This window comes from Streptomyces sp. NPDC002463 (assembly GCF_042889835.1).
Taxonomy (GTDB): Bacteria; Actinomycetota; Actinomycetes; order Streptomycetales; family Streptomycetaceae; genus Streptomyces; species Streptomyces nymphaeiformis.
Genome location: NZ_JBIARL010000032.1, coordinates 18,098 through 42,868 on the forward strand (window position 1 = coordinate 18,098; position 24,771 = coordinate 42,868).

General features: G+C 75.5%; 18 protein-coding genes. 4 read left to right on the forward strand and 14 right to left on the reverse strand.

Translation table 11 applies throughout. The features are described 5' to 3' along the window. Positions 1 to 31: 31 nt before the first annotated feature. The 4 genes from ACFYX3_RS38675 to ACFYX3_RS38690 are packed head-to-tail and all read right to left on the reverse strand — an operon-like array spanning position 32 to position 4,373. Positions 32 to 637, reverse strand: coding sequence for an ATP/GTP-binding protein (locus ACFYX3_RS38675; RefSeq protein WP_116162091.1), 606 nt, complete (start codon positions 635 to 637; stop codon positions 32 to 34). Next, positions 618 to 1,043, reverse strand: coding sequence for a DUF742 domain-containing protein (locus ACFYX3_RS38680; protein WP_116162090.1), 426 nt, complete (start codon positions 1,041 to 1,043; stop codon positions 618 to 620). The genes ACFYX3_RS38675 and ACFYX3_RS38680 overlap by 20 nt, the downstream gene beginning before the upstream one ends. Positions 1,044 to 1,053: 10 nt before the next feature. Next, entirely contained in the window at positions 1,054 to 1,491 is a 438-nt protein-coding gene (locus ACFYX3_RS38685; protein ID WP_116162089.1) for a roadblock/LC7 domain-containing protein, read from the reverse strand. After that, positions 1,488 to 4,373, reverse strand: a complete 2,886-nt coding sequence (locus ACFYX3_RS38690; RefSeq protein ID WP_389024293.1) for a nitrate- and nitrite sensing domain-containing protein — start codon at positions 4,371 to 4,373, stop codon at positions 1,488 to 1,490. The genes ACFYX3_RS38685 and ACFYX3_RS38690 overlap by 4 nt, the downstream gene beginning before the upstream one ends. 500 nt (positions 4,374 to 4,873) lie before the next feature. On the opposite strand from ACFYX3_RS38690, the gene ACFYX3_RS38695 reads away from it, so the two are divergent. After that, positions 4,874 to 5,179 carry a hypothetical protein gene (locus ACFYX3_RS38695; protein WP_389024296.1) on the forward strand — a complete coding sequence of 102 codons (306 nt, stop codon included), beginning with the start codon at positions 4,874 to 4,876 and terminating at the stop codon, positions 5,177 to 5,179. 70 nt (positions 5,180 to 5,249) lie between these two features. Here the strand turns inward: ACFYX3_RS38695 and ACFYX3_RS38700 are convergent, their stop codons facing one another. The 5 genes from ACFYX3_RS38700 to ACFYX3_RS38720 form a co-directional block, all read right to left on the reverse strand. Beyond that, positions 5,250 to 9,917 (reverse strand): hypothetical protein, encoded by a 4,668-nt coding sequence (locus ACFYX3_RS38700; RefSeq protein WP_389024299.1) that lies wholly within the window; start codon positions 9,915 to 9,917, stop codon positions 5,250 to 5,252. 43 nt (positions 9,918 to 9,960) lie between these two features. Continuing rightward, positions 9,961 to 10,854: a hypothetical protein gene (locus ACFYX3_RS38705; protein ID WP_376590743.1), complete on the reverse strand. Its 894-nt coding sequence runs from the start codon at positions 10,852 to 10,854 to the stop codon at positions 9,961 to 9,963. Next, on the reverse strand, positions 10,851 to 11,423 hold the full coding sequence (locus tag ACFYX3_RS38710; RefSeq protein ID WP_389024302.1) for a hypothetical protein: 573 nt from the start codon (positions 11,421 to 11,423) through the stop codon (positions 10,851 to 10,853). Before ACFYX3_RS38710 ends, ACFYX3_RS38705 begins: the two co-directional genes overlap by 4 nt. After that, complete coding sequence (locus tag ACFYX3_RS38715; protein ID WP_116162083.1) at positions 11,420 to 12,964, reverse strand: hypothetical protein; 1,545 nt, start codon at positions 12,962 to 12,964, stop codon at positions 11,420 to 11,422. Before ACFYX3_RS38715 ends, ACFYX3_RS38710 begins: the two co-directional genes overlap by 4 nt. An 88-nt stretch (positions 12,965 to 13,052) precedes the next feature. Then, complete coding sequence (locus ACFYX3_RS38720; protein ID WP_389024306.1) at positions 13,053 to 13,757, reverse strand: GntR family transcriptional regulator; 705 nt, start codon at positions 13,755 to 13,757, stop codon at positions 13,053 to 13,055. Positions 13,758 to 13,947: 190 nt separating this feature from the next. Between ACFYX3_RS38720 and ACFYX3_RS38725 the strand changes: the two genes are divergently transcribed. From ACFYX3_RS38725 to ACFYX3_RS38735, 3 genes are read left to right on the forward strand one after another with little or no spacing between them, the layout of a single operon-like run. Next, entirely contained in the window at positions 13,948 to 14,712 is a 765-nt protein-coding gene (locus ACFYX3_RS38725; RefSeq protein ID WP_389024309.1) for a LamB/YcsF family protein, read from the forward strand. Beyond that, on the forward strand, positions 14,709 to 15,329 hold the full coding sequence (gene pxpB / locus ACFYX3_RS38730) for a 5-oxoprolinase subunit PxpB (RefSeq protein WP_389024312.1): 621 nt from the start codon (positions 14,709 to 14,711) through the stop codon (positions 15,327 to 15,329). Before ACFYX3_RS38725 ends, pxpB begins: the two co-directional genes overlap by 4 nt. After that, entirely contained in the window at positions 15,326 to 16,189 is an 864-nt protein-coding gene (locus tag ACFYX3_RS38735; RefSeq protein ID WP_389024315.1) for a biotin-dependent carboxyltransferase family protein, read from the forward strand. The genes pxpB and ACFYX3_RS38735 overlap by 4 nt, the downstream gene beginning before the upstream one ends. Positions 16,190 to 16,193: 4 nt before the next feature. Here the strand turns inward: ACFYX3_RS38735 and ACFYX3_RS38740 are convergent, their stop codons facing one another. From ACFYX3_RS38740 to ACFYX3_RS38760, 5 genes are all read right to left on the reverse strand, one after another. After that, the gene (locus ACFYX3_RS38740; protein ID WP_389024319.1) at positions 16,194 to 19,787 is read right to left on the reverse strand and encodes a hydantoinase B/oxoprolinase family protein; all 3,594 of its coding nucleotides are present in this window, start codon (positions 19,785 to 19,787) and stop codon (positions 16,194 to 16,196) included. Continuing rightward, a complete protein-coding gene (locus ACFYX3_RS38745; RefSeq protein ID WP_389024322.1) occupies positions 19,784 to 20,794 on the reverse strand; it encodes an SGNH/GDSL hydrolase family protein in 1,011 nt (336 codons plus the stop codon). The genes ACFYX3_RS38740 and ACFYX3_RS38745 overlap by 4 nt, the downstream gene beginning before the upstream one ends. Next, complete coding sequence (locus ACFYX3_RS38750; RefSeq protein ID WP_389024325.1) at positions 20,791 to 21,975, reverse strand: glycosyltransferase; 1,185 nt, start codon at positions 21,973 to 21,975, stop codon at positions 20,791 to 20,793. Before ACFYX3_RS38750 ends, ACFYX3_RS38745 begins: the two co-directional genes overlap by 4 nt. Continuing rightward, positions 21,972 to 23,093, reverse strand: a complete 1,122-nt coding sequence (locus ACFYX3_RS38755) for a glycosyltransferase family 4 protein (RefSeq protein WP_389024328.1) — start codon at positions 23,091 to 23,093, stop codon at positions 21,972 to 21,974. Before ACFYX3_RS38755 ends, ACFYX3_RS38750 begins: the two co-directional genes overlap by 4 nt. A gap of 239 nt (positions 23,094 to 23,332) precedes the next feature. Continuing rightward, positions 23,333 to 24,748 carry a HEAT repeat domain-containing protein gene (locus tag ACFYX3_RS38760; RefSeq protein ID WP_389024331.1) on the reverse strand — a complete coding sequence of 472 codons (1,416 nt, stop codon included), beginning with the start codon at positions 24,746 to 24,748 and terminating at the stop codon, positions 23,333 to 23,335. Positions 24,749 to 24,771: the final 23 nt, after the last annotated feature.

Consider the following 24,771-nt stretch of genomic DNA (forward strand, 5'->3'; position numbering starts at 1 on the left):
GCCCTGGGGCCCAGCGCTGGGCCCCCCGCCGTCAGGTCGTGACGGCGGCGGGGCTGCGGTCCGCGAGGACGAGGGCGTGCTGGACGACCGCCACGAGGACGTTCTTCACGGACTCGCGGTCCCGGGCGTCGCACATCAGCAGCTCCACCTCGGGGTCGAGGTCGAGCGCACCGCGCACGCTCTCCGCCGGGAACCGCTGTGCGCCCTCGAAGCAGTTGACGGCCACCGTGAACGGGATGCCGCGCCGCTCGAAGTAGTCGATGGCGGCGAAGCTGTCCTCCAGGCGGCGGGTGTCCGCGAGGACGATCGCGCCCAGGGCTCCCTGCGCCAGCTCGTCCCACAGGAACCAGAAGCGGTCCTGCCCGGGCGTGCCGAAGAGGTAGAGGACGAGGTCCTCGCGGAGGGTGATCCGGCCGAAGTCCATGGCGACCGTGGTGGTCGTCTTGGTCTCGACGCCGTGCAGGTCGTCGACGGGCCGCCCGGCCTCGGTGAGGACCTCCTCGGTCCGCAGGGGCCGGATCTCGCTGACCGCGCCCACCAGCGTCGTCTTGCCGACCCCGAACCCGCCCGCGACGAGGATCTTCAGGGTCACCGGCTCGACGAACGGCTTGGTGCGGCTAGAGCGCCCGAAGGCCATTGATCACCTCGCGAAGGATGCTCACGTCCGGCAGCTCGGCCGGCGGAACGGGGCGGGTCACATGGACGAGTTCGTCCTCGACGAGATCGCCGACGAGGACCCGGACCACCCCGACGGGGAGGTCGAGTCCGGCGGCGAGCTCGGCGATCGACTGTGGCTGCTCGGAGCAGCGTTCGACGATCTCCACGTGTTCCGGGGAGAGCGTCTGGTCCCGGCCGGGGTCGTCGGCGGCGGGCTCGGGGACGACCACCGCGATCAGGTCGAGCCGGTGGCGGGTGGCGGCACTCGTCCGTCCGCGGGTCATCGCGTACGGACGGACCACCGGCCCGGCCTCGTCGTCGAACCAGTGGTGGTGGCCGGGGGTCGGGCCCGGCTCCCGCCGGCTGCGCTCGGCTTCGTCACTCATGACGTCCCACTCACCCTCCCGAGGGCAGGCCGGTCCGGGGAGCCGTCGTGAGGTGGGCCCCGACCCGCTTCACCATCAGCGTCATCTCGTAGGCGACCTGGCCGACGTCCGAGTCGGCGTCCGCGAGCACCGCCAGGCAGCTGCCGTCGCCGGCGGCCGTGACGAAGAGGAAGGCGTCCTCCAGCTCGACGACCGTCTGGCGGACCTTGCCCGCCTCGAAGTGGCGACCGACGCCCTTGGCCAGGCTGTGGAAGCCGGAGGCCACGGCGGCCAGGTGCTCGCCGTCCTCGCGGGTCAGCTCCTGGGAGGCACCGGTGGGAAGTCCGTCGCTGGAGAGCACCAGGGCCTTCCGGATGGACCCGACGCGCTGGACGAGCTCGTCGAGGAGCCAGTTCAGTTCGCCGTTTCCGGAGGTCGTGCTGGGTGCTGCGGCGTTCGGTGCGGTCATCGACCGTCCCCCTCGGGTGTCGTTCCTTGTGCTGTCGGGTCGTCCGGCTCTGTGGTGTCCCGCCGGCCGCGCTGCCAGCCGCGCTGCATGGCGGCCATGCGGGCGCGTACCTCCTCGGCGTCGCGCTCGAAGGAGTCGGGCCCGTCGGACGGAGCCGTGGTGCCCGTACGGGTGTCGGTGCGGCTTCCCGCGCCCCGGCCGGCCTTGGCCTCGGTCTCGCGCAGCTGGGGCGCGAGGCTGGCCTGGCGGACGCGGCGCGGCAGGCCGCCGAACGGGTCCGGGTCCTCCGGCGGTACGGGACCGTCCGGCGGTACGGGGACGAGGACGGGACCGGCGCCCGGCCCCGGCAGGACACCCCGCGCGTCGCCCTGCGGGAGACCCGGCCAGTCGCCGTGCCTGGCGCCGCGCCGGTCGTCCTGCGGGAAGTCCGTCCGGTGCTCCTGCGGGTGCGCGCGATCGGGCTGCGGCTGGGAGCGGTCGGCCTGCGCGTGGGCGCGGCCCGGCTGCGGGTGCCCGCGGTCGGCCTGCGCGTGGGCGCCGTCCGGTTCGTCGAGGCGGCGGCCGTGGTCCACGACGAGCGTCGGGGTGCGGCGGCGCGGCAGCTGTACGGGGCCGGGGAGCGTGCCGTCGGCGGGCGCGTCCTGGTCGCCGCGGCCCGCGGTCCGGTCCGGGGCCTGCTCGTGCTGCTCTCCGGCGGGCGCGAGTCCGCTGCGGCGCCGGTCGCGGGGCCGGAAGAGGCCGCCGCGCTCGCTGTCGCTGTCGAGGAGGTCGGCGGACCGGTCGAGGAGGACGTCGAAGTCCTCGGTGCCGAGCGGTGCCTCCAGCTCCACGGGGCCGTCCAGCGGTCCGGGCGCCTCGGTCACGTCGGGGACCTTGGTGAGGGCCGGCCTGCGGAGGGGCAGGGCTGCGTCGGTGGACGCGTCGTCGGTCCCGCCCGGGCGCTCCAGGGTCTTGCGGTCGAGCCGGAATCCGGCGCCCTGGGTCTCGGGCGCGTCGGTGAGCAGGGCGGCCGGGATGAAGACGACCGCGGTGGTCCCTCCGTACGGGGAGGTCTGGAGCGAGACCCGGACGTTCTGGCGCTGGGCGAGCCGGCTGACGACGAACAGGCCGAGCCGGTCGGTGTCCGAGAGCTCGAACTCGGGGGTCTCGGCGAGCCGGAGGTTGGCGTCGAGCAGGGCGTCGGGGTTCATGCCGAGGCCGCGGTCGTGGATCTCCAGGGTGAAGCCGTTGGCGACGCGCTCGCCGAGGACCTGGACGGCGGTGTGCGGGGGCGAGTACACCGTGGCGTTCTCGAGGAGTTCCGCGATGAGGTGGGTGAGGTCCGCGACGGCGGGGCCGCCCACGCCGAGGCGGGGCAGCCGGCGCACCTCGATCCGCTCGTAGTCCTCGACCTCGGCGACGGCGGCGCGGACCACGTCCATGAGCTGGACGGGCTTGCGCCACTGGCGGGAGGGGGCGGCGCCGGACAGGATGACGAGGCCCTCGGCGTGCCGGCGCATGCGGGTGGTGAGGTGGTCGAGCCGGAAGAGGTCGGCCAGCTCGTCGGTGTCCTCCGTGCGCCGCTCCATGGTGTCGAGGAGGGTCAGCTGACGGTGGAGCAGGACCTGGTTGCGGCGGGCGAGGTTGACGAACACCTCGGAGACGCCGCGGCGGAGTTCCGCCTGCTTGACGGCGGCCTCGACGGCGGCGCGCTGGAGGGTGTTGAGGGCCTGGCCGACCTGGCCGACCTCGTCCTCCCCGTACTTCAGGTGCGGCACCTCGGTGCCGACGTCGACCTGCTCGCCGGCGGCGAGGCGGCGCATGACGCTGGGCAGCCGGACGCCGGAGACCTCCTGGGCCTCCTTCTGCAGGCGGCGCAGGTCGCGGATGAGGCGGCGGCCGATGCGGACGGAGATGACGATCGAGGCGAGCAGGGCGAGGAAGCCGAGGACGCCGGCGATGCCGACCTTGAGGAGGACGCTGTACGCGGCGGGCTTGACGCGTTCCTGGTAGCGGTCGCCGGCGGCGGTGTTCTCGCGGGCGAGGTCGTCGAGGACGGGGCTCGCCTGGTCCTGCCAGCGTGCGGCGGTGATGGCGCGCGGGCTGTCGGTGGGGCCCTCTTCGATGATCGCGTTCTCGGCGGTGCGCAGCGGCTGGGTGTCGGGGCTGCGCCAGTACTTCTCGAAGTGCTCGCGCTCGGCGGAGGGCAGGAGTTCGAGGTTGACCTCGTAGAACTGCTCGCGGTTGGCGACGAGGTCGGAGATCGCGCGGATCTCCTCGGAGGTGACGCGGTCCGCGACGAGCGCGGAGAGGACGAGGGCGTCCTCGCGGGAGAGCAGCTCACGCGCGCGCGTGATGCCGACGAGGGCGCGGCCCTGCTTGTCCATCTCCACGTTCTCGAGGGCGTGGAGGGTGATGAGGAAGCTGTAGCAGGGGTCGACGAGCCGGTTGTAGAACTCGAGGGCCTGCATGCGGCCGATGCCGCGGTTCTCGACGGAGCGGCGCAGCGAGGCCAGGCCGTCGAGCGCGTCGAGGAGGGAGTTGAGCCGCTGGCTGGTGACGGGCCGCATCTCCTCGCGGACGCTGGGGTCGGCGGCGTTGGCGCGGATGCGGGCGATCTGCCGGTCGGTGGCGCGGCGGGTCTCGCGCAGGGATGCGAGGGCGTCGGAGCCACGGGGGTCGGCGAGGTAGATGAGCGACTGGCGGCGTTCGATCTGGATGACCCGGGCGGTGTCCTCCAGGGGGTAGCCGACCTTGTCCACGATGTAGTGGACGCCGAGGAGCTGGTCGGCCTCGCGGCCCGTCAGGACCGTGGCGAAACCCCACAGTCCGGTGAGGGAGACGAGCGGTACGAGCAGCAACGCCACGATCTTCCTGCGGATGGACTTCCCGCGAAAGCGCATGGCCTCCCCCAGCTCGGCCCCCGTGCGCCACGGAGGTCCTTCACGTTCGTGACGGCCGGCGTCAACACGCGGCGTCAACCTTGGATTTCAACAAACGGCGGCGCGAGCCTACTACTGCATCACGGCCATCCCGAAGGCGTGTCCGAACGATTTTCAGCCTGTCGAGTGAGTCTTGATCATGAGATGTCCTGGTATTGCTGGAGTTGGGGATTGGCCACTGTGGCGTAGGACACCTGATGGTGTGCCATTTCTCCGGCCTGCACGGATGGCTGGAACTGTTCGTTCCGCAGGGACGCGGGCCACGTTCACCCCCACCCGGACGAAACCTTTTCCCACTCTCGTGCGTCAATGAGTGCGGGGAGGGTTGTGTCCGTGTAAAGGCGCTCAAGACGGGCAGCCGACCCTGAGGTCGTTCAGTGGTGGGGAGTGACGGGACAATGGAACACGAGGCGCGGCCGGCTGGGACGTTGTGGGTGGAGGAGGAGCGGGGCCGACGGCGGATGCCCGACCCCGTGCGCAACGCCGCCGTGCGGGCCGTGATGATCACGTCGGTGACGCTCATCCAGGCCGTGGTGGCCTTCTTCAGTACGGTCGCGGGCTCCTGGCTCGGCTTCCCGGTGACCATCACCGCGGTGGCGTCGACGGTCGTGGCCACCTGGAGCGTCCTCGACGTCTGGATCACCCGCCAGGTGTGGCGTCAGCGCAACGGCGTGGTGTCGGAGCCGAGCAGCACGGCCCGTCCGTCGATACGGACGCGACGCGAGGAGAGCCGGGCGGAGACGACGCCGCTGTCCGAAGCGGCCTGAACAACAGCGACGGCGAACGGCCCGGCCCCCTTTCGAGGGGCCGGGCCGTTCGCCGTCGTTCGGGCCGGGGCTACGCGTCCTCCGCCGGGGCGCCGTCGTCGGACTGGTGCCGGCGGAACATCCGCGTCGCCGTGATCTCGCCGTGGATCGTCTCCCCCTCCGCGGCGGGCTGCGGAAGTCCGGGGCGCAGGTGCTCCTCCACGCTGATGTACTTGAGTCCGGCCCGCAGGTCCGCGTCGTTGCGCAGCCGGATCACCAGCGGGAACTCGGCGAGCGCGGTCGTGTCGAACAGGCCCGTCGTGTAGAGGAGCTGGACGCCCAGCGCGTCCGACACGGCCCGCTGGAGCTCCAGGAGGTACGTGGCGTTGGCGCGGCCGATCGGGTTGTCGAGGAACAGCGTGCCCGCGTGCCGGTGCTTGTCGCGGCCCCGGTCGTTGGAGCGGAGCGCCGCCATCGTGCAGTACAGGGCGATGGCGGCGGTGAGCAGCTGGCCGCCGGAGAAGACGTCGCCCATCTGACCGACGGGGACCCGCTCGGCGCGCAGCACCGCGTCCGGCTTGAGGATCTCGACCGAGACGCCCTTGGGTTCGAGCGCGGCCTGGACGCCCCTGAGGAGCAGGGACATGCCGTCGCGCCGCAGGTCGGAGTTCTTCTTGACGGCGGCGCGGGTCGCCTCGTCGACGACCTCGCCGAGCCGCTCGGCGAGCGTGGCCTGGTCGGGCTCCTCGAAGCGGATCCGCAGGAACTCCTGGCCCGACCACTCGCCGAGGCCCTCGGGGAGCCGGGAGAGCCGCTGGGCGGAGCGGAGCGTCGCGAGCGAGGACTCCACGAGCCCGCGCAGCCGGTCCACGATCGAGTCCCGGTTGCGCTCCAGCTGCTCCAGCTCGTCGGTGAGGACCCGCAGCCGGGGCGCGAAGGCCTCGGCCCACTTGGCGGCGTGCTCGGGCAGCGCGGAGGCGGGCAGTTCGCGGATCTGCTGGCGGGCGGGGGTGCGGACCTGCTCGTAGCGGGTGGAGTTGGCATGCCGGACGAGGATGTCGCTCGCCTCGCGCACGGAGGCGTCGGCGGCGGACAGTTCGGCGGTGCAGGCGCGCAGGGCGCGGCGTGCCTCGGCGGCCGTCGTACGGGCCTCCTCCAGGGTGCCGGGGTACGGCTCGGTCTCCTCCCGCTCCTCGTCGGCGTGGTCGCGGAGCAGGTCCCGCAGCAGGGCCGCCGTCTCGTCGAAGCCGCCGGCCGCGTCCTCGGCGGCCCGGTGGTCCCGGAGCAGTCCGGCGTGGGCGGACCGCGCCGCCTCCAGGGCGTCGGTGCGGGTGGCGAGTTCGGTGGTGGCGGTACGGAGCAGGCCCTGGGCCCGCTCGGCGTCGGCGGGCACCAGCTCCTCGGGCAGTTCGGTGTGCGCCTCGCCGTCCTCGGGGGCCAGACGCTCGGCCTCGCCGCGGAGCCGGCCGAGCTTCTCGCTCGCCTCGGAGGCGCGGGTCTCCAGCATCTGGACCAGGGCCTCGGCGCGGGCGGCGGCCGCCTGGCGAGAGGGGCCGTCGGCGCCGTCGGTGGACTCCAGGAGCTGTTCGGCGCGGGTGCGGACCTTGTTGGTGAGGCGGTCGAGCTCGGCGAGGGCGGCGGACTCGTCGCTCTCGGCGCGGGCCTGTTCGGCACGCAGGTCGGCGCCGACGCCGACCTTCTCGTACACCTGGGAGGCGGCCCGGTACGCCTCGCGGAGGGTGGGGAGCGCGGCGCGCGGGGCGTCGGCGTCCTCCTCCGGGAGGTTCTCGGGGGCGCCGGCGATCTCGGCGCGCTCGGCCCGCAGGGCGCGGGCGGTGCGGTGGGCGTCGTCGGCGGCGCGCTGGGCCGCGCGGCGGTCCTCGTCGGCGGCGCGGGCGCGCTCCAGGCAGGTCTGGGCGCGGGCCTCGGCCTCGGCAGCGTCTTCGGCGAGTTCGCGGAGCTTGGCCTGCCAGGCGGACCGCTCACGCAGCCGGAACGCGAGGCCGGCGAGGGCGTCGGCGGCGCGGCGGGCCCGCTGGGCGGCCTCCTGGCGCTCGTCCCGGAGCCGGGCGGCTTCGGCGGCGGTCTCGTCGGCCTCCGTACGGGCCGTGCGGGCCTCGTCGAGGGCGGCGGCCGCGGCCTCGGCGGTCTCGCGGGCGGTGGTGGCGACGGACGCGAGCTCGGCGAGCATCCCGAACGGGCAGTCGGCGCGCCAGGCGCCGATCCGGGACGCGAGGGCCCGGTCGCCGGCGAGGCGGCCGGCGAGGGTGCGGATCTCCTCGTCGCGGGCGGTGGCGCGGGCGCGCAGCGCGTGCCGCTCCTCGTCGGCCGCGTGCTCGTCGTGCATGGCCGGGTTCGGCGGTACGAGGAAGACGCCGGTGTCCTCCGACTGCTCATGCGCCGGTACGGGGGCGAGCAGGGCGGCGGCGGTGCCGACGGCGACGGCGGAGCGGGGCAGCAGGGCGGCGCTGCCGAGGACCTCGCGGGCGCGTCCGTACGAGACGGGGTCGGTGATCACGACGCCGTCGACGAGCTCGGGGCGGGCGGCGAGGACCCGGGCGTGGTCGGCGGGGTCCACGGCCTGGGCGAGGTAGCGCCAGCCGGGGAGGGCGGGGATGCCGTGCTCGCCGAGGTGCTCGACGGTGGCGAGGACGTCGGGGCCCGGCGGCAGCAGGCCGCCGTCGCCGAGGGCGCCGAGGATGCGGGAGTCGTCGGCGGCGGCGGTGCGCAGTTCGAAGAGCTGGCGCTCTGCGGAGGCGACGGCCTGGTCGAGCAGGCCGCGCAGCTCGTCGGCGTACCGGTCGAACTCGGTGACGGTGAGCGGGCCCTGGGGCTCCGCACGCGGACCGGCGTCCTCTTCGGCCTCGGCCTCGGAGGCGGTGGCGGCGCGCTGGCCGGGCAGCGGGGAGCCGGAGGACGGCAGGCTGAGGAGTTCGGCGAGGCGCTCCTCGGAGGCGAGGGACTCGGCGGCGCGGCGCTCCGCGTCGTAGGCGTTCCCGGCGGCCTCGGCGGCGTCCGCGGCGCGGGCGGCGGCGAGTTCGGCGCGGGACTCGGCACCGGCGGCCTCACGTGCGCGTTCGGCCGCGGTGCGGGCGGCCTCGCGGGCGGTGTCCCAGGCGGCGACCGTCGTCTTCTCGGCGTCGCTCGCGGCGAGGGCGGCGCGGGCCGGGTCGGCGTCCGGCGCGGTGTCGTCGAGCCAGCCGGCGCGGACGGCCTCGGCGGTCTCCTGCTCGACCTCGGCGAGCCGCTGGCGCAGGTGGCCGGCCTCGCTGCGGGCCCGCTGGGTCTCGGTGGCGGCGACGGTGGCGTCCCGGTGGGCGGTCTCGCTCGCTTCCTGGAGGGCGGTGGAGCGCTCCTCCTCCTCGGCGGCGTGGCGCTCGCCCTCCTCGGCGGCGGCGGCCAGGGCCCGTACGAGATCGGCGGCGGCCTTGGCCCGGGCGGCCAGGGCGGGCGCGGCGTCGCGCTCGGCCTCGCGGATGGCGGCGGCCACGCGCGCGGAGCGGTCGCCGGCGGCCCGGTGGCGGAGCACCGCCTCGGCCGCCTGCCAGGCGGAGTGCAGGGTGCGGGCGTCGGTGAGTTCGCGGCGCTGGGCGGCGGCGCCCTTCTCGGCTGCGGTCAGCGCCAGGGAGGCGTGCCGGTAGGCGAGTTCGGCGGCGATGAGGGAGCTGCGGCTGCGGGCGGTCTCGGCCTCGGCGACGGCGTGCCCGGCGGAGGTGACCTGCTGGGCGAGTTCGGCGCCGCGGCCGCGCTCCTCGGCGGCGCGGGCGGAGAGCCGGCGGGCGAGGGTGCGGGTGCGGCGCTCGGCTCCGGCGTGGACCTCGCGCGCGTGGGCGCGGGTTCCGGCGGCCTCGACGATCCGGCCGAGGAGGTCGGCGGAGCCGGCGGTGAAGTCGCGCTCGGCGGTCAGTTCGGCGCGGCGGCCGAGCTTGTTGCCGAAGCCGCCGACGAGGTCCGCGAGGCCGTCGGTGTCACGGGTGTCGGTGACGGCGCGCAGCAGCAGGTCGGTGAAGTCGGAGTCCTTCTTGACCGCGAAGAGGCCGGCGGCCTCGCCCTCGTCGGCGTTCATCTCGCGCTGGTAGCGGAAGAGTTCGGGGTCGAGGCCGAGGTCGCCGAGGTGCTCGTTCCAGCGGTCGTGGATCTCCTCCCAGACCACCTCCAGGTGCGGGTACGCCTTCCCGGCCTCGGTGAGCGCGTCGCGGAAGCCCTTCATGGTGCGGCGGCGGCCGCGCGCGCCGGAGGCGCCCTCGACGGGCGGGCGGACGGAGGTCGCCTCGGCGACGGGGAGGTTGTCCAGGCTGAGTCCGGGGCCGGGACGGAAGGAGTACCAGGCCTCGGCGAACTTCCGCGGGTCGTTCGAGACCTGGCGGCCGCGCCACTCGCTGGCCTTGCCGACGACGACGAGTTCGCCGGTGAGGGTGTGCTGCCACTCCAGGGCCACGTGGCCGCAGTCATCGGCCAGGAGGAACTTGCGCAGCACGCCGGAGCTGGCGCCGCCGAGGGTGTTGCGGTGGCCGGGGAGCATGACCGAGAAGATCAGCTTGAGGAGGACGGACTTGCCGCCGCCGTTCTCCAGGAACAGCACGCCCGCGGGGGCCGGGCGGCGCGGCGGGCCGACCGGCTCCTCCTCGAAGAACTCCGCCTGGGTGGGGGCGGGGTGGGGCACGGGCGCGCCGACTCCGCGCAGGTCCAGGACGGTGTCGGCGTAGCGCGCACCGGCGGGACCGATGGAGTAGAGGCGGACCCGGGACAGCTCGTACATGCGGCGGACTCTCGTACTGGAAGTGGTCGGTGGCGCGGGGCGGTTACGCGTGGAACGGGAGTCCCGCGTCGGCGGCGAGTTCCAGGTCGTCGCCCTCGGGCGGCGGGAGGAGGGTCGCGGAGCCGTCGCTGACGGGGACCACGCCGAGTTCGAGGAGCTCGGCCATGGCGGCGGAGCCGGCCATGTCGCGGACCTGGAGCTGGTAGCGGGCGGTGGTGCGGTAGGAGCCGCCGCCCTCGTCGCCGGTGCGCTGGAGGAAGCCGGAGTCGGTGAGGAACGCGGCGGCCTTGCCGACGATGCCGGTGGTGGATCCGGCGAGGCGGCGGGCGTCCTTGGTGGCTCCGGTGGCGCTGCGGCGCGCGTAGATCCGCCAGGCGGCCTCAAGCCCGGGGGCGTCGGAGGCCGGGTCGGTGTTCTCGCCCTGCTCCTCGGCGCGCTGCTCCAGGCGCAGACAGGCCTGGCGTACGAAGGCGTCGACGCCGTTGACCGTGAGCCGGCCGATGTAGGCGTCGTCGGCGAGGTCCTCGGGCCGGGGGAAGGCCATGGCGGCGACCGCGAGGTGGGCGAGGCCGTGCAGGAAGCGGTCGGCGGAGTCGGTGCCGGCGCGGCGGGCGTAGTCGCCCATGCGGACGGCGAAGACGGAGTCCTCGCCGGCGGTGACGGCCATGCCCGCGCGCGGGGAGACCTCCAGGACGACGAGGCCGAGGCCGGTGGCGACGGCGTCGGCGAGGCGCGCGAAGGCGGGGTCCTCGCGGTAGCGGCGCAGGAGCTCGGTGTACTCGGCGTCGCGGGCCGGGAGCAGCTTGGGCTGGAGGCCGAAGGAGACGAGCCGGGCGGCGTCCGCGGCGTCCGCGGGGGTGACGGTGGACGCGGCCGGGGGCTGCGGGGGCTCCTGCTCGCTCCACGCGTCGGTGTACTCGGCGTGGGTTTCGCTCACGGCTGGGGCTCCTCGGTACGGCTCTCGGTCGGTACGGCGCGGGGTACGGGCAGCGGGACGGGGGTGACGGCCGCGGCGCCGGCCGCGGTGGGCCGGTCCACGGGCGCGGGCGGCTCGTCGGTGAGCCGCACGGCCCGCACGGCCGGGAGGTCCCGGCGCCGCGCGGGCGGGGTTCGGGCAGGCTCGGGGACGGACACGGTCCCGAAGCGCGGCCGGCCGGCGGAGGCGGGCGTCTCGGCGTCCGGCTGCGGCGGTACCGGCTCAGGCCGGCGCCCGGCATCCTGCCGGGGTGCGGCCTCGGGCTCCCGTACGGCTTCCGGCTCGGACGCGGCCTCGGGCTCCCGTACGGCTTCCGGCTCGGACGCAGCCTCGGGCTCCCGTACGGCTTCCGGCTCGGACGCGGCCTCGGGCTCCCGTACGGCTTCCGGCTCGGACGCGGCCTCGGGCTGCGGCGGGGCTGCCTGTGCCGGTACGACGGCGTCCGCCGGCACGGCGGGGGCCGGCACGGCGGAGGCCGGCACGGCGGGGAGGGCGGGGTCGGCGGCGGGCGTCCGGGGGACGAGGGTCACGTCGCCTCCGTGCGGTCCGCGGCCATGCCCACGGCGTCGAGCATCGCCGTACCGACGATCAGGTCGGCGCCGCCGAACTCGGGGTCGTCCAGCGGGGTGCCGTCGTCGACGGCGAAGAGCAGGCGCTCCTCGCCCTGGCGGTAGGCGGTGCCGACCGGGGGGCTCGCCGCGTGGACGGCGAGGAGGGCGACGAGGTACGGAAGGTCGGGGTCGAGGCGGCGGGCCTCGGCGAGCAGGCCGGAGAGGCGGCGCGGGGCGTCGTGCTCCAGGTCGAGCAGGCGCATGGCGCTCGCGAGCTGCTCCTCGCTGAAGCGGGAGTCGTCGGGGGTGGCGATGAGGTCGGGCTCGGGCATCTCCGCGCCGAGGTGCTCGCGCTCGACGGGCGGGGTGAGGAGCAGGTCGACGAGGTCGCCGAGGCGGACGGAGGCGGGGGTGCGCAGTCCGGTGCCGCGGGCGAAGAAGGCGTCGGTGACGCGGGTGGCCTGCTCCACGGGGAGCGGCAGGACGGGGGCGACCAGTTGCCCGTACAGATCGAGTCCGGTGTACGCGGTGGGGGCGGCGAAGGCCTGTCGGTCCTGCTCGGCGCGGAAGAGCGGTCCGGCCTCCAGGAGGCGGGACTGCAGCTGGGTGTGGCGCCGGATGCAGTCCTTGACTATGTCGACGAGCTCGGCGGCGCGCCGCTTGTGCTCCGCGGTCTTCGCGTCGGTCGCGGCCTCGGCCTCGTCGCGGGCCTTGCGGATGTTGGTGAGGATCGCGTTCTCGTGGCGGTAGCGGTCGGCCACGTGGTCGAGCGCCTCGGCGATCATGTCGGGGACGGTGTGGAGCCAGTCGACGGCGCGGACGTTGCGCCGGGTGGCCTCCAGGGTCTTGCGGAGGGTCTCGGCGTACTGCACGGTCCGGTAGCGCGCCTGCTCGGCGGCGAGCTGGGCGTCGGCGAGGCGGCCCCGGTTGATGAGGACCTCCAGCTTCACCTCGGCGGCGATCTGGGCGCTGGTGACGTCGGTGTCGAGGGCTCCGACGAGGACGTTGACCGCTTCGTCGGTGGTGCGGAGGTAGACCCCGCCGCCGTAGCCCGGGACCTCTTCGATGAGCTTGAAGTCGTAGTCCCTGCGGACGTAGACCCCGTCGGTTCCGAAGGTGCCGTAGACGGCGCGGAAGCCGCGGTCGACGCTGCCGACGTTGATCAGGTTCTCCAGGACCCAGCGGGCCACGCGCTCGTGCTCGGCGGCGGGGCGGGTGGGTGCCTGGGCGGCGACGCGGGGCAGCAGGCGGGCGACGATCTGCTCGTGGTCGGCGCCGGTGTCGAAGTCCATGTTCAGCGTGATGAGGTCGATCGCGGCGAGGGCCACCTCGGCCATCGCGTAGACCGTGTACTCGCCGGCCAGGTTCGCCTTGCGCGCGTCGAGGTCGTGCAGCGGGGCGGTGCACGCGAGCGCGCGGAGCCGCCGCGCGAGCCCTTCGTCGGCGGCCGGGCCCTGCGCGGGACGCGGCCCCGCGCTGAGCTGGGGCGGAGCGAGGTCCGTCGAGGCAGGCGAAGTCACGGTGGACAGATTAGGTCCTCACCCTGACAACGGTCGAAACGGCGCAGATGCGCCTGGCGCCCTCGGTGGTCTCGTACGGGCTGCGCGCTCAGCCGGAGGAGCCCGCCGGAGCGTCGACGGCCTGGGCGTAGGCGGTGACCACGCGCGTGCGTGAGTCGTCGAGGTAGCGGGCGAGGAGTCGCTCCGCCGAGGCCCGTTCCCCGGCCCGGAGGGCGTCCAGGATCTCCCGGTTCCTCCGGAGGTAGGGCTCGTGCAGTGCGCGCGGGTCGTCGACGACGTGGAAGGCGAGGCGGAGTTCGGCGAGGACGCCGCGCATCAGTTCGTCGGTGCGGGCGCTGCCCGCGAGGGCGACGAGTTCGCGGTGGAAGTGGATGTTGGCCGTGGAGACGCCCGTCCAGTCGTCGGCGCGGGCCGCGGCCTCGCCCTCGGCGACGACGGCGGCGAGTGCGTCGACGGCGAACGGCGGCTGCCCCAGGCCCCGTACGACGGCGCATTCGACGAGCCGCCGGGTGCGGTAGATGTCGTCCACGTCACCCACGGCGAGGACGCGGACGAAGACGCCCCGGTTGAGCTCGTGGACGAGCAGGCGCTCGTGGGTGAGGAGCCGGAAGGCCTCGCGGAGTGTGTTGCGGGACACACCGAGGGCGCCGCCGATGCTCTCCTCGGAGAGCCGGACGCCGGGCGGGAAGAAGCCCTCCGCGATCCGGGTGCGCAGGATGTCCGCGACCCGCTCCGCCGTGCTCGTGCGTCCCAGGAGTACGCGGTCGTCCGTCAGCCCGCCGGTGCCACTCACGTCCACAGCGTCTCGCCCCTTCCGTCGTCCGCGACCGGCTCGACCGCGGCAGCGGCCGAGTCAACCGCAGAAACGGGGAAGCGACAACACGCATCTTGTCGGATCGTTGAACAATCCTCTAGCTTGGCGGGCACCCTTCAGCGGTTTCGGCTCCTTCCGCGACTTCGGCTCCTTCCCGAGGAGGCACCACATGACCCTGGTCCCGATCGACCTCAACGCCGATCTCGGCGAGGGCTTCGGCCGCTGGACGCTGACCGACGACGAGCGGCTCCTGTCCGTCGTCACCAGCGCCAACGTGGCCTGCGGCTTCCACGCCGGGGACGCGGCCACCATGCGGCGGGTCTGCGAGCTCGCGGCGGCACGCGGGGTACGGATCGGGGCCCAGGTGTCCTACCGCGACCTGGCCGGCTTCGGACGGCGCGCGATGGACGTCCCGGCGGCGGAGCTGGCCGCCGAGGTGGCGTACCAGATCGGCGCCCTGGAGGTCTTCGCCCGGGCCGCCGGCTCGCGCGTCTCGTACGTGAAGCCGCACGGGGCGCTCTACAACCGGGTGGTCCGGGACGCCGAGCAGGCGGCGGCCGTCGTCGAGGGCGTGCTGCTCGCGGACCGGACGCTGCCGGTCCTCGGGCTGCCGGGCTCCCGGCTGCACGAGGCCGCCGCGGCGGCCGGACTCCCGGTCGTCGCCGAGGCCTTCGGCGACCGGGCCTACCGGGCGGACGGCTCACTGCTGCCCCGGGGCCAGGAGGGGGCCGTCGTCACGGACCCGGACGAGGTCGTCGAACGGGCGGTGTCCTTGGCCCGGTTCGGGGTCGTCACGGCGCACTGCGGGAGCTCCGTCGCCGTGCGGGCCCGCTCCCTCTGCCTGCACGGGGACACCCCGGGCGCGGTGGGCCTGGCCCGTCGGGTCCGGGAGCGGCTCGAAGCCTCCGGCGTGCGCGTGGAGGCCTTCGCGTGAGGGTGCTGAGGGTGGGCGCCCGGGCCCTCCTGGTGGAACTGGACGACGGCGGGGCGACCGAGGCCCTCCACGCCGAGCTGCTGCGCCGGCGGGCGGCCGGTGCGCTGCCCGCCGTACGGGAGATCGTGCCGGCGGCGCGGACGGTGCTCCTCGACGGCGTGGACGCCCCGGAGCGGCTCGCGGCCGAGCTGGCCGGCTGGGAGCCGGCGCCGCTCCACGCGCGCGTGGGCGAGACCGTCGAGGTTCCGGTCCGCTACGACGGGCCCGACCTGCCGGAGGTCGCCGCGTTCTGGGGCGTGTCCGTGGAGGCGGCTGTACGGATCCACACGGCGGTCGAGTTCCGGGTCGCCTTCTGCGGGTTCGCGCCCGGTTTCGGCTATCTGACCGGGCTCGGCGAGCGGTACGCGGTGCCGCGCCGGGCCACGCCGCGCACGGCCGTCCCCGCGGGATCGGTCGCCCTGGCAGGCCCGTACACGGGTGTGTACCCGCGCTCCTCCCCCGGCGGCTGGCAGCTGATCGGCACCACGGACCTGGTGCTGTGGGACGCCGAGCGGGACCCGGCCGCGCTGCTCACGCCCGGCACCCGGGTCCGGTTCACGGCAGGGGGCGGGCGATGAGCGACCGGGCCCTCGCCGTGGTCCGGGCCGGGGCGCTGACCACCGTCCAGGACCTGGGGCGCACGGGGTACGCGCACCTCGGCGTGCCCCGCTCGGGCGCCCTCGACCCCGCGGCCGTACGGCTCGTCAACCGGCTCGTCGGCAACCCGGAGGACTCGGCGGTCCTGGAGACCACCGTCAGCGGCTGCGCGCTGCGGCCCCGGTGCGCGGTGACCGTGGCGGTGGGCGGCGCGCCGTGCCCGGTCCGGGTGGACGGCCGTCCCGCCGCCTGGGGGACGACGGTCCGGGTCGGCGCCGGGTCGGTCCTGGAGGTCGGCACGGCCGTGCGCGGACTGCGGTCGTACGTGGCTGTCGGCGGCGGGATCGCCGTCGCGCCGGTCCTCGGCAGCCGCTCCACCGACCTGCTGTCGGGCCTCGGCCCGGCGCCGCTCGTGGAGGACACGGTGCTGCCGCTGGGCCCGGACACGGGCGCAGGGGTCGCGGTGGACGCCCCACCGTGGCCGGGACCGCCGGACGAACTCGTCCTGCGGGTACGGCTCGGCCCCCGCGACGACTGGTTCACCGCCGACGCGCTCCGGGCCCTCTCCACGCGCGCGTACCGGGTGTCGCCGGCGAGCAACCGGATCGGACTGCGGCTGGGCGGCCCGCCCTTGGAGCGGGCCGTGGCGGGCGAGCTGCCGAGCGAGGGCATGGTGCTCGGCGCGGTGCAGGTGCCGCCGGACGGACGCCCGGTGGTGTTCCTCGCGGACCATCCGACGACCGGGGGCTATCCGGTGGTCGCGGTGGTGCGGGAGGCCGACCTGGGCGCGGCGGCGCAGGCGGTCCCGGGGACGCCCGTGCGGTTCGTGCCGGTGCGCTGAGGTGTCACAGGGGCGGCGGGCCGTAGCCCCCGCCGCCCGGCGTGCGCAGGACCAGGACGTCGCCGGGGCCCACCTCCGTGGTGGCGGCGCCTTCGAGGTGCTCGACGGTGCCGTCGGCGCGTTCCACGAGGTTCTCGCCGAGGGCGCCCGGCTCGCCGCCGGCCATCCCGTACGGCGGGACCCGGCGGTGGCCGGTCAGGAGGGCCACCGTCATCGGCTCCAGGAAGCGCAGGCGCCGCTCCACGCCGTGGCCTCCGTGCCACCGGCCGCGCCCGCCGCCGTCCTCTCGTACCGCGAAGGCGTCGACCCGGACCGGATGGCGCCACTCCAGGATCTCGGGGTCCGTGAGCCGGGAGTTGGTCATGTGGGTCTGGACGGCGTCGGCGCCGTCGAAGCCGTCGCCCGCGCCCGAGCCGCTCGCGACGGTCTCGTAGTACTGCACGCGCGCGTTGCCGAAGGTGACGTTGTTCATGGTGCCGGAGCCCTCGGCCTGGACTCCGAGGGCCGCGTAGAGCGCGCCCGTCACGGCCTGGGAGGTCTCGACGTTCCCCGCGACGGTGGCCGCCGGGGGGACGGGGGCGAGCATGGAGCCGGGCGGGACGCGGACCTCCAGGGGCTCCAGGCAGCCGCTGTTGAGCGGGATGTCCTCGTCGACGAGGGTGCGGAAGACGTACAGGACGGCGGCCATGACGACGGCGGTCGGCGCGTTGGCGTTGCCGGGCAGCTGGGCGGAGGTGCCGGTGAAGTCGAGGACGGCGGAGCGCCGTTCGCGGTCGACGCGGACGGCGACCCGGATGACGGCGCCCCCGTCGGTCTCGTAGCGGTACTCGCCGTCGTCCAGTCGCGCGACGATGCGCCGGACGGACTCCTCGGCGTTGGCGCGGACGTGCCGCATGTAGGCCTGGACGACGTCGAGCCCGAACTCCTCGACCGTGCGGCGCAGTTCCTCGATGCCCTTCTCGTTGGCGGCGATCTGGGCGCGCAGGTCGGCGAGGTTGGTGTCCGGGTCGCGGGAGGGGTGGCGGGCGCCGGTGAGCAGGGCGCGGGTCTCGGTCTCGCGCAGGTGTCCGTCGCGGACGAGCAGCCAGTTGTCGAAGAGGACGCCCTCCTCGTCGACGGTCCGGCTGAAGGCGGGCATGGAGCCGGGGGTGATGCCGCCGATCTCGGCGTGGTGGCCGCGGGAGGCGACCAGGAAGCGGAGTTCCCTCCCCTTGTCGTCGAACACCGGCGTCACGACGGTGACGTCGGGGAGGTGGGTGCCGCCGTGGTACGGGTCGTTGATCGCGTAGACGTCGCCGGGGCGCAGGTCGTCCCCGCGCCGGCGGAGCACCTCCTTGATGGACTCCCCCATGGAGCCGAGGTGGACGGGGATGTGGGGCGCGTTGGCGATCAGGTTGCCCTCGGCGTCGAAGAGGGCGCAGGAGAAGTCGAGGCGTTCCTTGATGTTGACCGACTGGGCGGTGTTCTCCAGGCGGACGCCCATCTGCTCGGCGATGGACATGAAGAGGTTGTTGAAGACCTCCAGGAGGACGGGGTCCACGTCCGTGCCGGCGGCCACGCGCGCGGGGCGGGGGACGACACGGCGCAGCAGGAGGTGGCCTTCGTCGGTCGCGGTGGCCCGCCAGCCGGTGTCGACGACGGTCGTGGCGTCGGCCTCGGCGAGGATCGCGGGCCCGTCGACGCTGTCGCCCGGCCGCAGGTCCTCGCGCCGGTGGAGCGGGGTGTCGTGGGGTGTGCCGGCGCTGTGCATGCGGACGGTGGCCACGGGGGCGAGGGCGCCGGTCCGTTCGCCGGTGTCCACGAGGACCGGGCCGTGCGGACCGGCGCTGCCGACGGCCTCGACGGTGACGGCCTCGACGACGAGCGGCCGGTCCAGGGTGAAGGCGTACCGCGCGCGGTGAACGTCCGTGAACGCGGCTTTCATCTCCTCGGGCGGTGCGAGGTCGACGGGGAGGCTCGCGTCCGTGCCCGCGTACCGCAGGAGTACGCGCGCGCGCGTGGTGATCGCCGTGTCCGGCAGTCCGTCGACGCGCAGCTCCTCGCGGGTGCGCTCGGCGAGTTCGGCGCACAGGGCCGTCACGCGCGCGTGGGTGCCGTCGGCGTCGAGCTCGGCCTCGACGGACTGCTCCCGCATGGCGGTGGCGTCGGCGAGCCCGATCCCGTACGCGGAGAGCACTCCGGCCAGCGGGGGTACGAGGACGGTGTCGACGCCCAGGGCGTCGGCGACGGCGCAGGCGTGCTGGCCGCCGGCGCCGCCGAAGCTGGTGAGGGCGTACCGGGTGATGTCGTGCCCGCGCTCCACGGAGATCTTCTTGACTGCGTTGGCCATGTTGAGGACGGCGATCTCCAGGAAGCCCGCGGCGACCTCCTCTGGGGTGCGCCCGCCGCCGACCTCTTCCGCGAGGGCCGCGAACCTCTCCCGTACGACCCCGGCGTCGAGGGGGAGGTCCCCGCTCTCGCCGAAGACGGCGGGGAAGTGGTCGGGCTGGATGCGCCCGAGCATGACGTTGGCGTCGGTGACCGTCAGGGGGCCGCCGCGGCGGTAGCAGGCGGGTCCGGGGACCGCGCCTGCCGAGTCGGGGCCGACCCGGTAGCGGCGTCCGTCGTAGTGGAGGACGGAGCCGCCGCCCGCCGCGACGGTGTGGATGCTCATCATGGGCGCCCGCATCCGCACCCCGGCGACCTGTGTACCGAGTTCACGCTCGAAGGCGCCCGCGTAGTGCGACACGTCGGTGGAGGTGCCGCCCATGTCGAAGCCGATGACACGGTCGTGCCCCGCCTGCGCCGAGGTGCGGGCCATGCCGACGACTCCGCCCGCCGGTCCCGACAGGACGGCGTCCTTGCCTCGGAAGTGGGCCGCCTCGCGGAGGCCTCCGTTGGACTGCATGAACATGAGGCGGATCCCGGCGAGTTCGCGGGCGACCTCGTCGACGTACCGGCGCAGGATCGGCGAGAGGTAGGCGTCGACGACGGTGGTGTCCCCGCGCGGGACCAGTTTGATGAGCGGGCTGACCTCGTGCGAGCAGCTGACCTGGGTGAAGCCGGCGGCGCGGGCCGCCGCCGCGACCCGGGTCTCGTGCTCGGGGTGCCGGTAGCCGTGCAGGAGGACGACGGCGGCGGAGCGGAGGCCGTCGCCGTGGGCCGCGGTGAGTGCCGCGGCGACGGCGGGCCCGTCCAGCGGGTGGACGACGTGTCCGCGGGCGTCGACCCGCTCGGGCACCTCGATCACGCGCGCGTACACCGCCTCGGGAAGCACGATGTGGCGGTCGAAGAGCCGGGGCCGGTTCTGGTAGGCGATGCGGAGGGCGTCGCGGAAGCCCTCGGTGATCAGGAGCACGGTCGGCTCGCCGCGCCGCTCCAGGAGGGCGTTGGTGGCGACGGTGGTGCCCATCTTGACGACGGCGATCCGGTCGGCGGGGACGGGGTCGTCGGGGCCGAGGCCGAGGATGAGGCGGATGCCGGCGACGGCCGCGTCCTGCCGTCCGGCGGGGTCGTGGGAGAGCACCTTGCGGCTGACGAGCCGGCCGTCGGGCCGTCGCCCGACGACGTCGGTGAAGGTGCCGCCCCGGTCGATCCAGAACTCCCAGCGCCCGCTCATCCCCCCATTGTGGCCGCGAGGGCGGCCGCGAGGGCGTCGTCCGCGCGCGCGTCGAGGGGAGCCGTGCCGGTGCCGTCGGCCCAGTGCCGCAGTTCGGCCCCGGCGAGCAGGAGGAGCTGCGGGAGCAGGTCGTGGCTGCGGCGCAGGACCCAGCCGGTGCCGGCGGTGGCGAGCCGGAGCAGGGCCTCGGTACGGGTCGGCGGCGGCTGGAGGGGCTCCGGCGAGGGTGGTGCGCCGTGTGCGAGTCCCCGGGCCGCGAGGAGCTCGTGGAAGCCGGCGGCGACGGCCCGGTGGCCGCGTTCGCCGGGGTGCAGCCGGTCGGCGCTCCACAGGGCCCGGTCCTCGGTCCATCCGGGCTCGGCCAGGTGCAGGTGGACGGCACCGTACCGGGCGGACAGCGCGTGCACGACCGCGTTGACGGACCGCTGGCGGCGGGCGAGCGGGCGCGCCAGGGGCGGGGGCAGGCCGAGCATCCGGCCGGGGTCCGGGAGACAGGCGGTCAGGAGTACGGCTCCGAGGGCGTCGAGATCGGCGCAGACCCGGTCCAGGCGGCGGGCGAGGAGCGCGATGTCGAAGGTGCGGCGCAGGGTGTCGTTCACCCCGACGACGACGGAAGCGAGGTGCGGGCGGAACGCGAGGGCGCGGGCGGCCTGCCCGTCGGCGACGTCCGCGCTGAGCGCCCCGCTGACGGCGAGGTTCAGGAGGGCCGTCCCCCGCCCCTCGGCGGCGAGCCCCTCCGCGAGCAGCGCCGCCCACCCCCGCCAGGCCCCGCCGACCCGGTCACCGACGCCCTCGCTGAACGAGTCCCCGAGGACGACGAACCGAACGGGGTCCTCGGCGGCCCCGCCGCCCCGGGCGGCCGGGAACTCGGGCGGGGCGGGCGCGGGGTCCGGGCCGTCGGAGGCTCCGGGCGCGACGGCCCCGGCACGCGCGCCGGGCGCGGGCCCCGGGGCGTGCGGTTCGGCCTCGGTCGTGACCGTGCCCGCGCCCGCCGTGTCCCGTCTCATCGGCGGGCCTCCTCCGGCACGAGCGGGCGGGGTGTCGGGAGGGCGTCGTGGGCGGCGAGGAAGGCGGTGACGGCGCGGTCCCAGGAGAAGACCTCCGCACGCGCGCGTGCGGCCCGGCGGCGGACGCTCTCCGGGATCGCGAGGAGCCCCTGTACCCCGGTGGCGAAGGCGCGCGGTGTGTCGGCGGCGGACGCGCCCGCGGTGCCCACGACCTCGGGCAGCGCGGAGGAGGCGCTGACCACGACGGGGGTCCCGCAGGCGAGGGCCTCCAGGGCGGAGAGGCCGAAGGTCTCCGCCGGCCCCGGGGCCAGGCACACGTCGGCCGCCGCCTGGAGGTCCGCCAGGGCCTCCCGGTCGGCCACGTGCCCGAGGAACCGCACGGGGAGGCGCCGCTCGCGCGCCCGCCGCTCCAGGGTGCCCTTCAGCGGCCCGTCCCCCGCGACCACGAGCGCCGCCGCGATCCCCAGGTCCCGCAGCTCCTCCAACGCGTCCAGGGCCGTACCCGGCCGTTTCTCGACCGAGAGGCGCGAGCACAGCAGGAGCAGCACCCGCTCGCCGTCGGCGTACCGGGCCCGCAGCGCCGCGTCGCGGCGGTCGGGCCGGCAGCGCTCCAGGTCCACGCCGAGCGGGGCGCGTACGACGTTGCGCGCCCCGATCCGTACGAACTCGCGCTCCGCCCACTCCGTCGTGCACACGATCCGTGCGAAGGCCCAGGCGGTGCGGCGGTTGAGCCGGTCAGCCGTGCCGGCCGCGAGCGCGGGCGGGACGCCCCAGGTGCGCAGCACCCCGTCCGCGGTCTCGTGGGAGACCATGGCCGACGGCACGCGTGCGCGTCGCGCCCACTCCCCCGTCCACCGCAGAGTGGTGCGGTCCGAGACCTCGATCCGGTCGGGGGCCAGTTCGTCGAGGAGCCGGCGGACCCGCCGCTTGTCGGCGAGGACCCGGTAGCCGCCGGTGCCGGGCAGGACGGGGCCGGGGAGCGTGACGACCCGGCCCTGCTCGGTGAGGTGGTCGCTCGCGGCGGCGCCGGGAACGACGAGGACGGGCTCGTGACCTGCGGCGAGGTAGCCGCGGCCGAGCTGGTCGAGGACGGTGCGCAGGCCGCCCGACGTGGGGGTCACGAAGTTCGCGAGCCGTACGATCCGCAGCCCGGTGCCGTCTCCCGTACGGACGCCGCTCATGCCGCCACCGCCGTCCGCTCGCGCAGCACCTCCAGGTAGTGGCCGATCAGCTCGTCGCCGAGCGCCTCCCAGGTGCGGCCCTCGACGGCGGCCCGGCCGGCCCGGCCGTGGGCGGCGCGCGTGTCGGGCGAGGCGGCGAGGTCGGCGACGGCCGCCCGCAGCGCGTCCGGGTCGCCCGGGGGTACGAGGAGTCCGGTGCGGCCGTGGTCGACCAGGTCCAGGGGTCCGCCGGCGGCCGGGGCGACGACGGGGACCCCGCTGGCCATGGCCTCCTGGACGGTCTGGCAGAAGGTCTCGTACGGGCCGGTGTGGGCGAAGACGTCGAGCGAGGCGAAGATCCGGGCGAGCCCGTCGCCGGTGCGGCGGCCCAGGAACCGGGCGCCCGGCAGGGCGGTGCGCAGGGCGGGCGCGCTGGGCCCGTCCCCGACGACCACGACCCGGACTCCGGGGAGCGCGCAGGCTCCGGCGAGCAGGTCCACGCGCTTCTCGGGGGCGAGGCGGCCGACGTAGCCGACGAGGACCTCCCCGTCGGGAGCGAGTTCGCGGCGCAGGGCGGTGTCGCGCAGTCCGGGGTGGAAGCGGACGGTGTCCACTCCGCGTCCCCAGCGCCGGACGCGGCCGATGCCGTGGGCCTCCAGGTCGCGCACGGCGGCCGTGGACGGGGCGAGGGTGCGGTCGGCGGCGCCGTGCACGGCGCGCAGGCGACGCCAGGCGGCGCCCTCGCCGGTCCCGACGTACGTGCGCGCGTAGCCGGCGAGGTCGGTCTGGTAGACGGCGACGGCGGGTATGCCGAGCCGGGCGGCGGCGGTCATGCCCCGGACGCCGAGGACGAAGGGTCCGGCGAGGTGGACGAGGTCGGCGCGGTGGGCGGCGATGGCCGCGGCGACCCGGCGGCTGGGCAGGGCGACCCGTACCTGCGGATAGCCGGGCAGGGGAAGGGAGGGGACCCGGACGACGGCGCAGGGGGCGTCGGCGTCCGCGGCCTGGTCGGCGACGGCGGGGGCGATGACGAGCGGGGTGTGCCCCCGCCGGACGAGGTGGCGCGCGGTCTGCAGGGCGCAGTGCGCCACACCGTTGATGTCGGGAGGGAAGGATTCGGTGACGATGACGACACGCATACGGGTGTTGTCGTCGCGCTCGGCGTGTACCTGCCGACGTGGATCTGGACGGGGAGGGAACGTCCCATGAGCGTTTCCCCTGGGGCCGGCAGAACGCACCGGCCCCCGGGGCGGGGCCACGGTCGGCGGGGTGTCCGCCGCAGGCCGCGCCGCCCCTGGGGCCGGGTGGCGGGTGGCTCGGGTGCGCGAGGTCGGGCCGGGAGGGGTTGGCCGGACCTGTCGCTGCCCCGGAGCCGGGGTCAGACCTGGAGGTCCGGCCCTATCCGGTTGCGCACCGCCGTCTGGACCTCGACCTCTTCGGCGGGGTCCGCGGCGAGGCGGCGCAATCGTTCGGCGACGCGCACGTCACCGGTCTCGGCGTGCTGGGCCGCGACCTCGCGGGTGGTCTCCTCGCAGTCCCAGAGGCATTCGACGGCGAAGCCGGTCGCGAAGGTGGGGTCGGTGACGGCGAGGGCGCGGGCCACGCGGCCGCGCAGCTGGGAGGAGGTCGTCTCGCGGTAGACGTGGCGCAGCACGGGTGCCGCGCAGGCGATGCCGAGGCGTCCGGCGCCGTCGACGAGGAAGGCGAGCTCGGGGGCGTCGGGGCCCTCGGAGCGCACGGTGCCGCGCAGGGCGCCGAGGACGAGCGTGGTGTCCTGGGCGGTGCCTCTGCAGGCGAGGACCTCGGCTGCGGCGGTCCCGAGGGCGTCGGTGCGCCGGACCCACGCGCGGGCGCGGGCGACGGCGTCGTCTCCGCACATCCGCCGGTAGGCGGCGACGGCGGCGTCGGCGGCCTCGCGGGAGTCGCCGTCGGCGGCGGCCTCGACGAGGTCGAGGACGGCGGGGTCCCGTGACTCGGCGAGGTGGTGCAGGGCGGCGCCGCGGGCTCCGGTCGCGCCGTGCCGGGCGGCGGCGAGGATCTCGGGCCGGTCCTCGGGTCCGGCGACGGCGGTCAGGCAGCGGGCTGCGGGTCCGTAGAGCAGGGCTCCGCGCTCGTACCCCTCCTGCGCCCAGTCGAGGACGGCCTTGACGCTCCAGCCGGGGCGGGGCCCGGCGGGGCGCATCTGACGCTGCCAGCGGTCGAAGGAGCCCTGTTCCCGGGCAGCCCTGACCCGGGCGCCGACGGCCTCGCGCGGGTCCTCGGCCCACAGCCGCCAGGGCCGGGGCTCGAAGGCGTCGCGGACGGTGCGCGCCAGCTCGGCCTCGCCCTCGGGGTCGGCCGGGAAGCGGGCCAGTACGGGCAGGGCGAGCGCGCGGAGCCCGGCGTCGTCGTCGCGGAGGGCCAGCTCGTCCAGGGCCCAGGCCCAGTTCGCTCCGGTCGCGGCGTACCGCCTGAGGAGCAGCAGGGCGTCCTGGCGTCCGTAGGAGGCGAGGTGTCCGAGGACGGCGAGCGCGAGCCCGGTCCTGGACTCCTCGGTGTCGAGGTGGTCCTCGGCACCCATGAGGTGCGCCTCGATCTCGTCCAGGCCTCCGTGGAGGTCCAGGTAGAGACGGGCGTAGTAGAGGGAGCGGTTCTCGACCTGCCAGTCGTGGCGGGGGTCGTCGAGAACGCAGCTGTTGAGGGCCGCGAGGGCCTCGGCGCGTGGCGCGGCGAGCGCGTGCAGGGTGCCGTCGCCGCGGCCCCGCTGCAGCAGGCCGAGCAGGGTGCCGCTCGGCGCTATGACTGGATCGAACATGGAAGACGCCTCACATCAAGCTG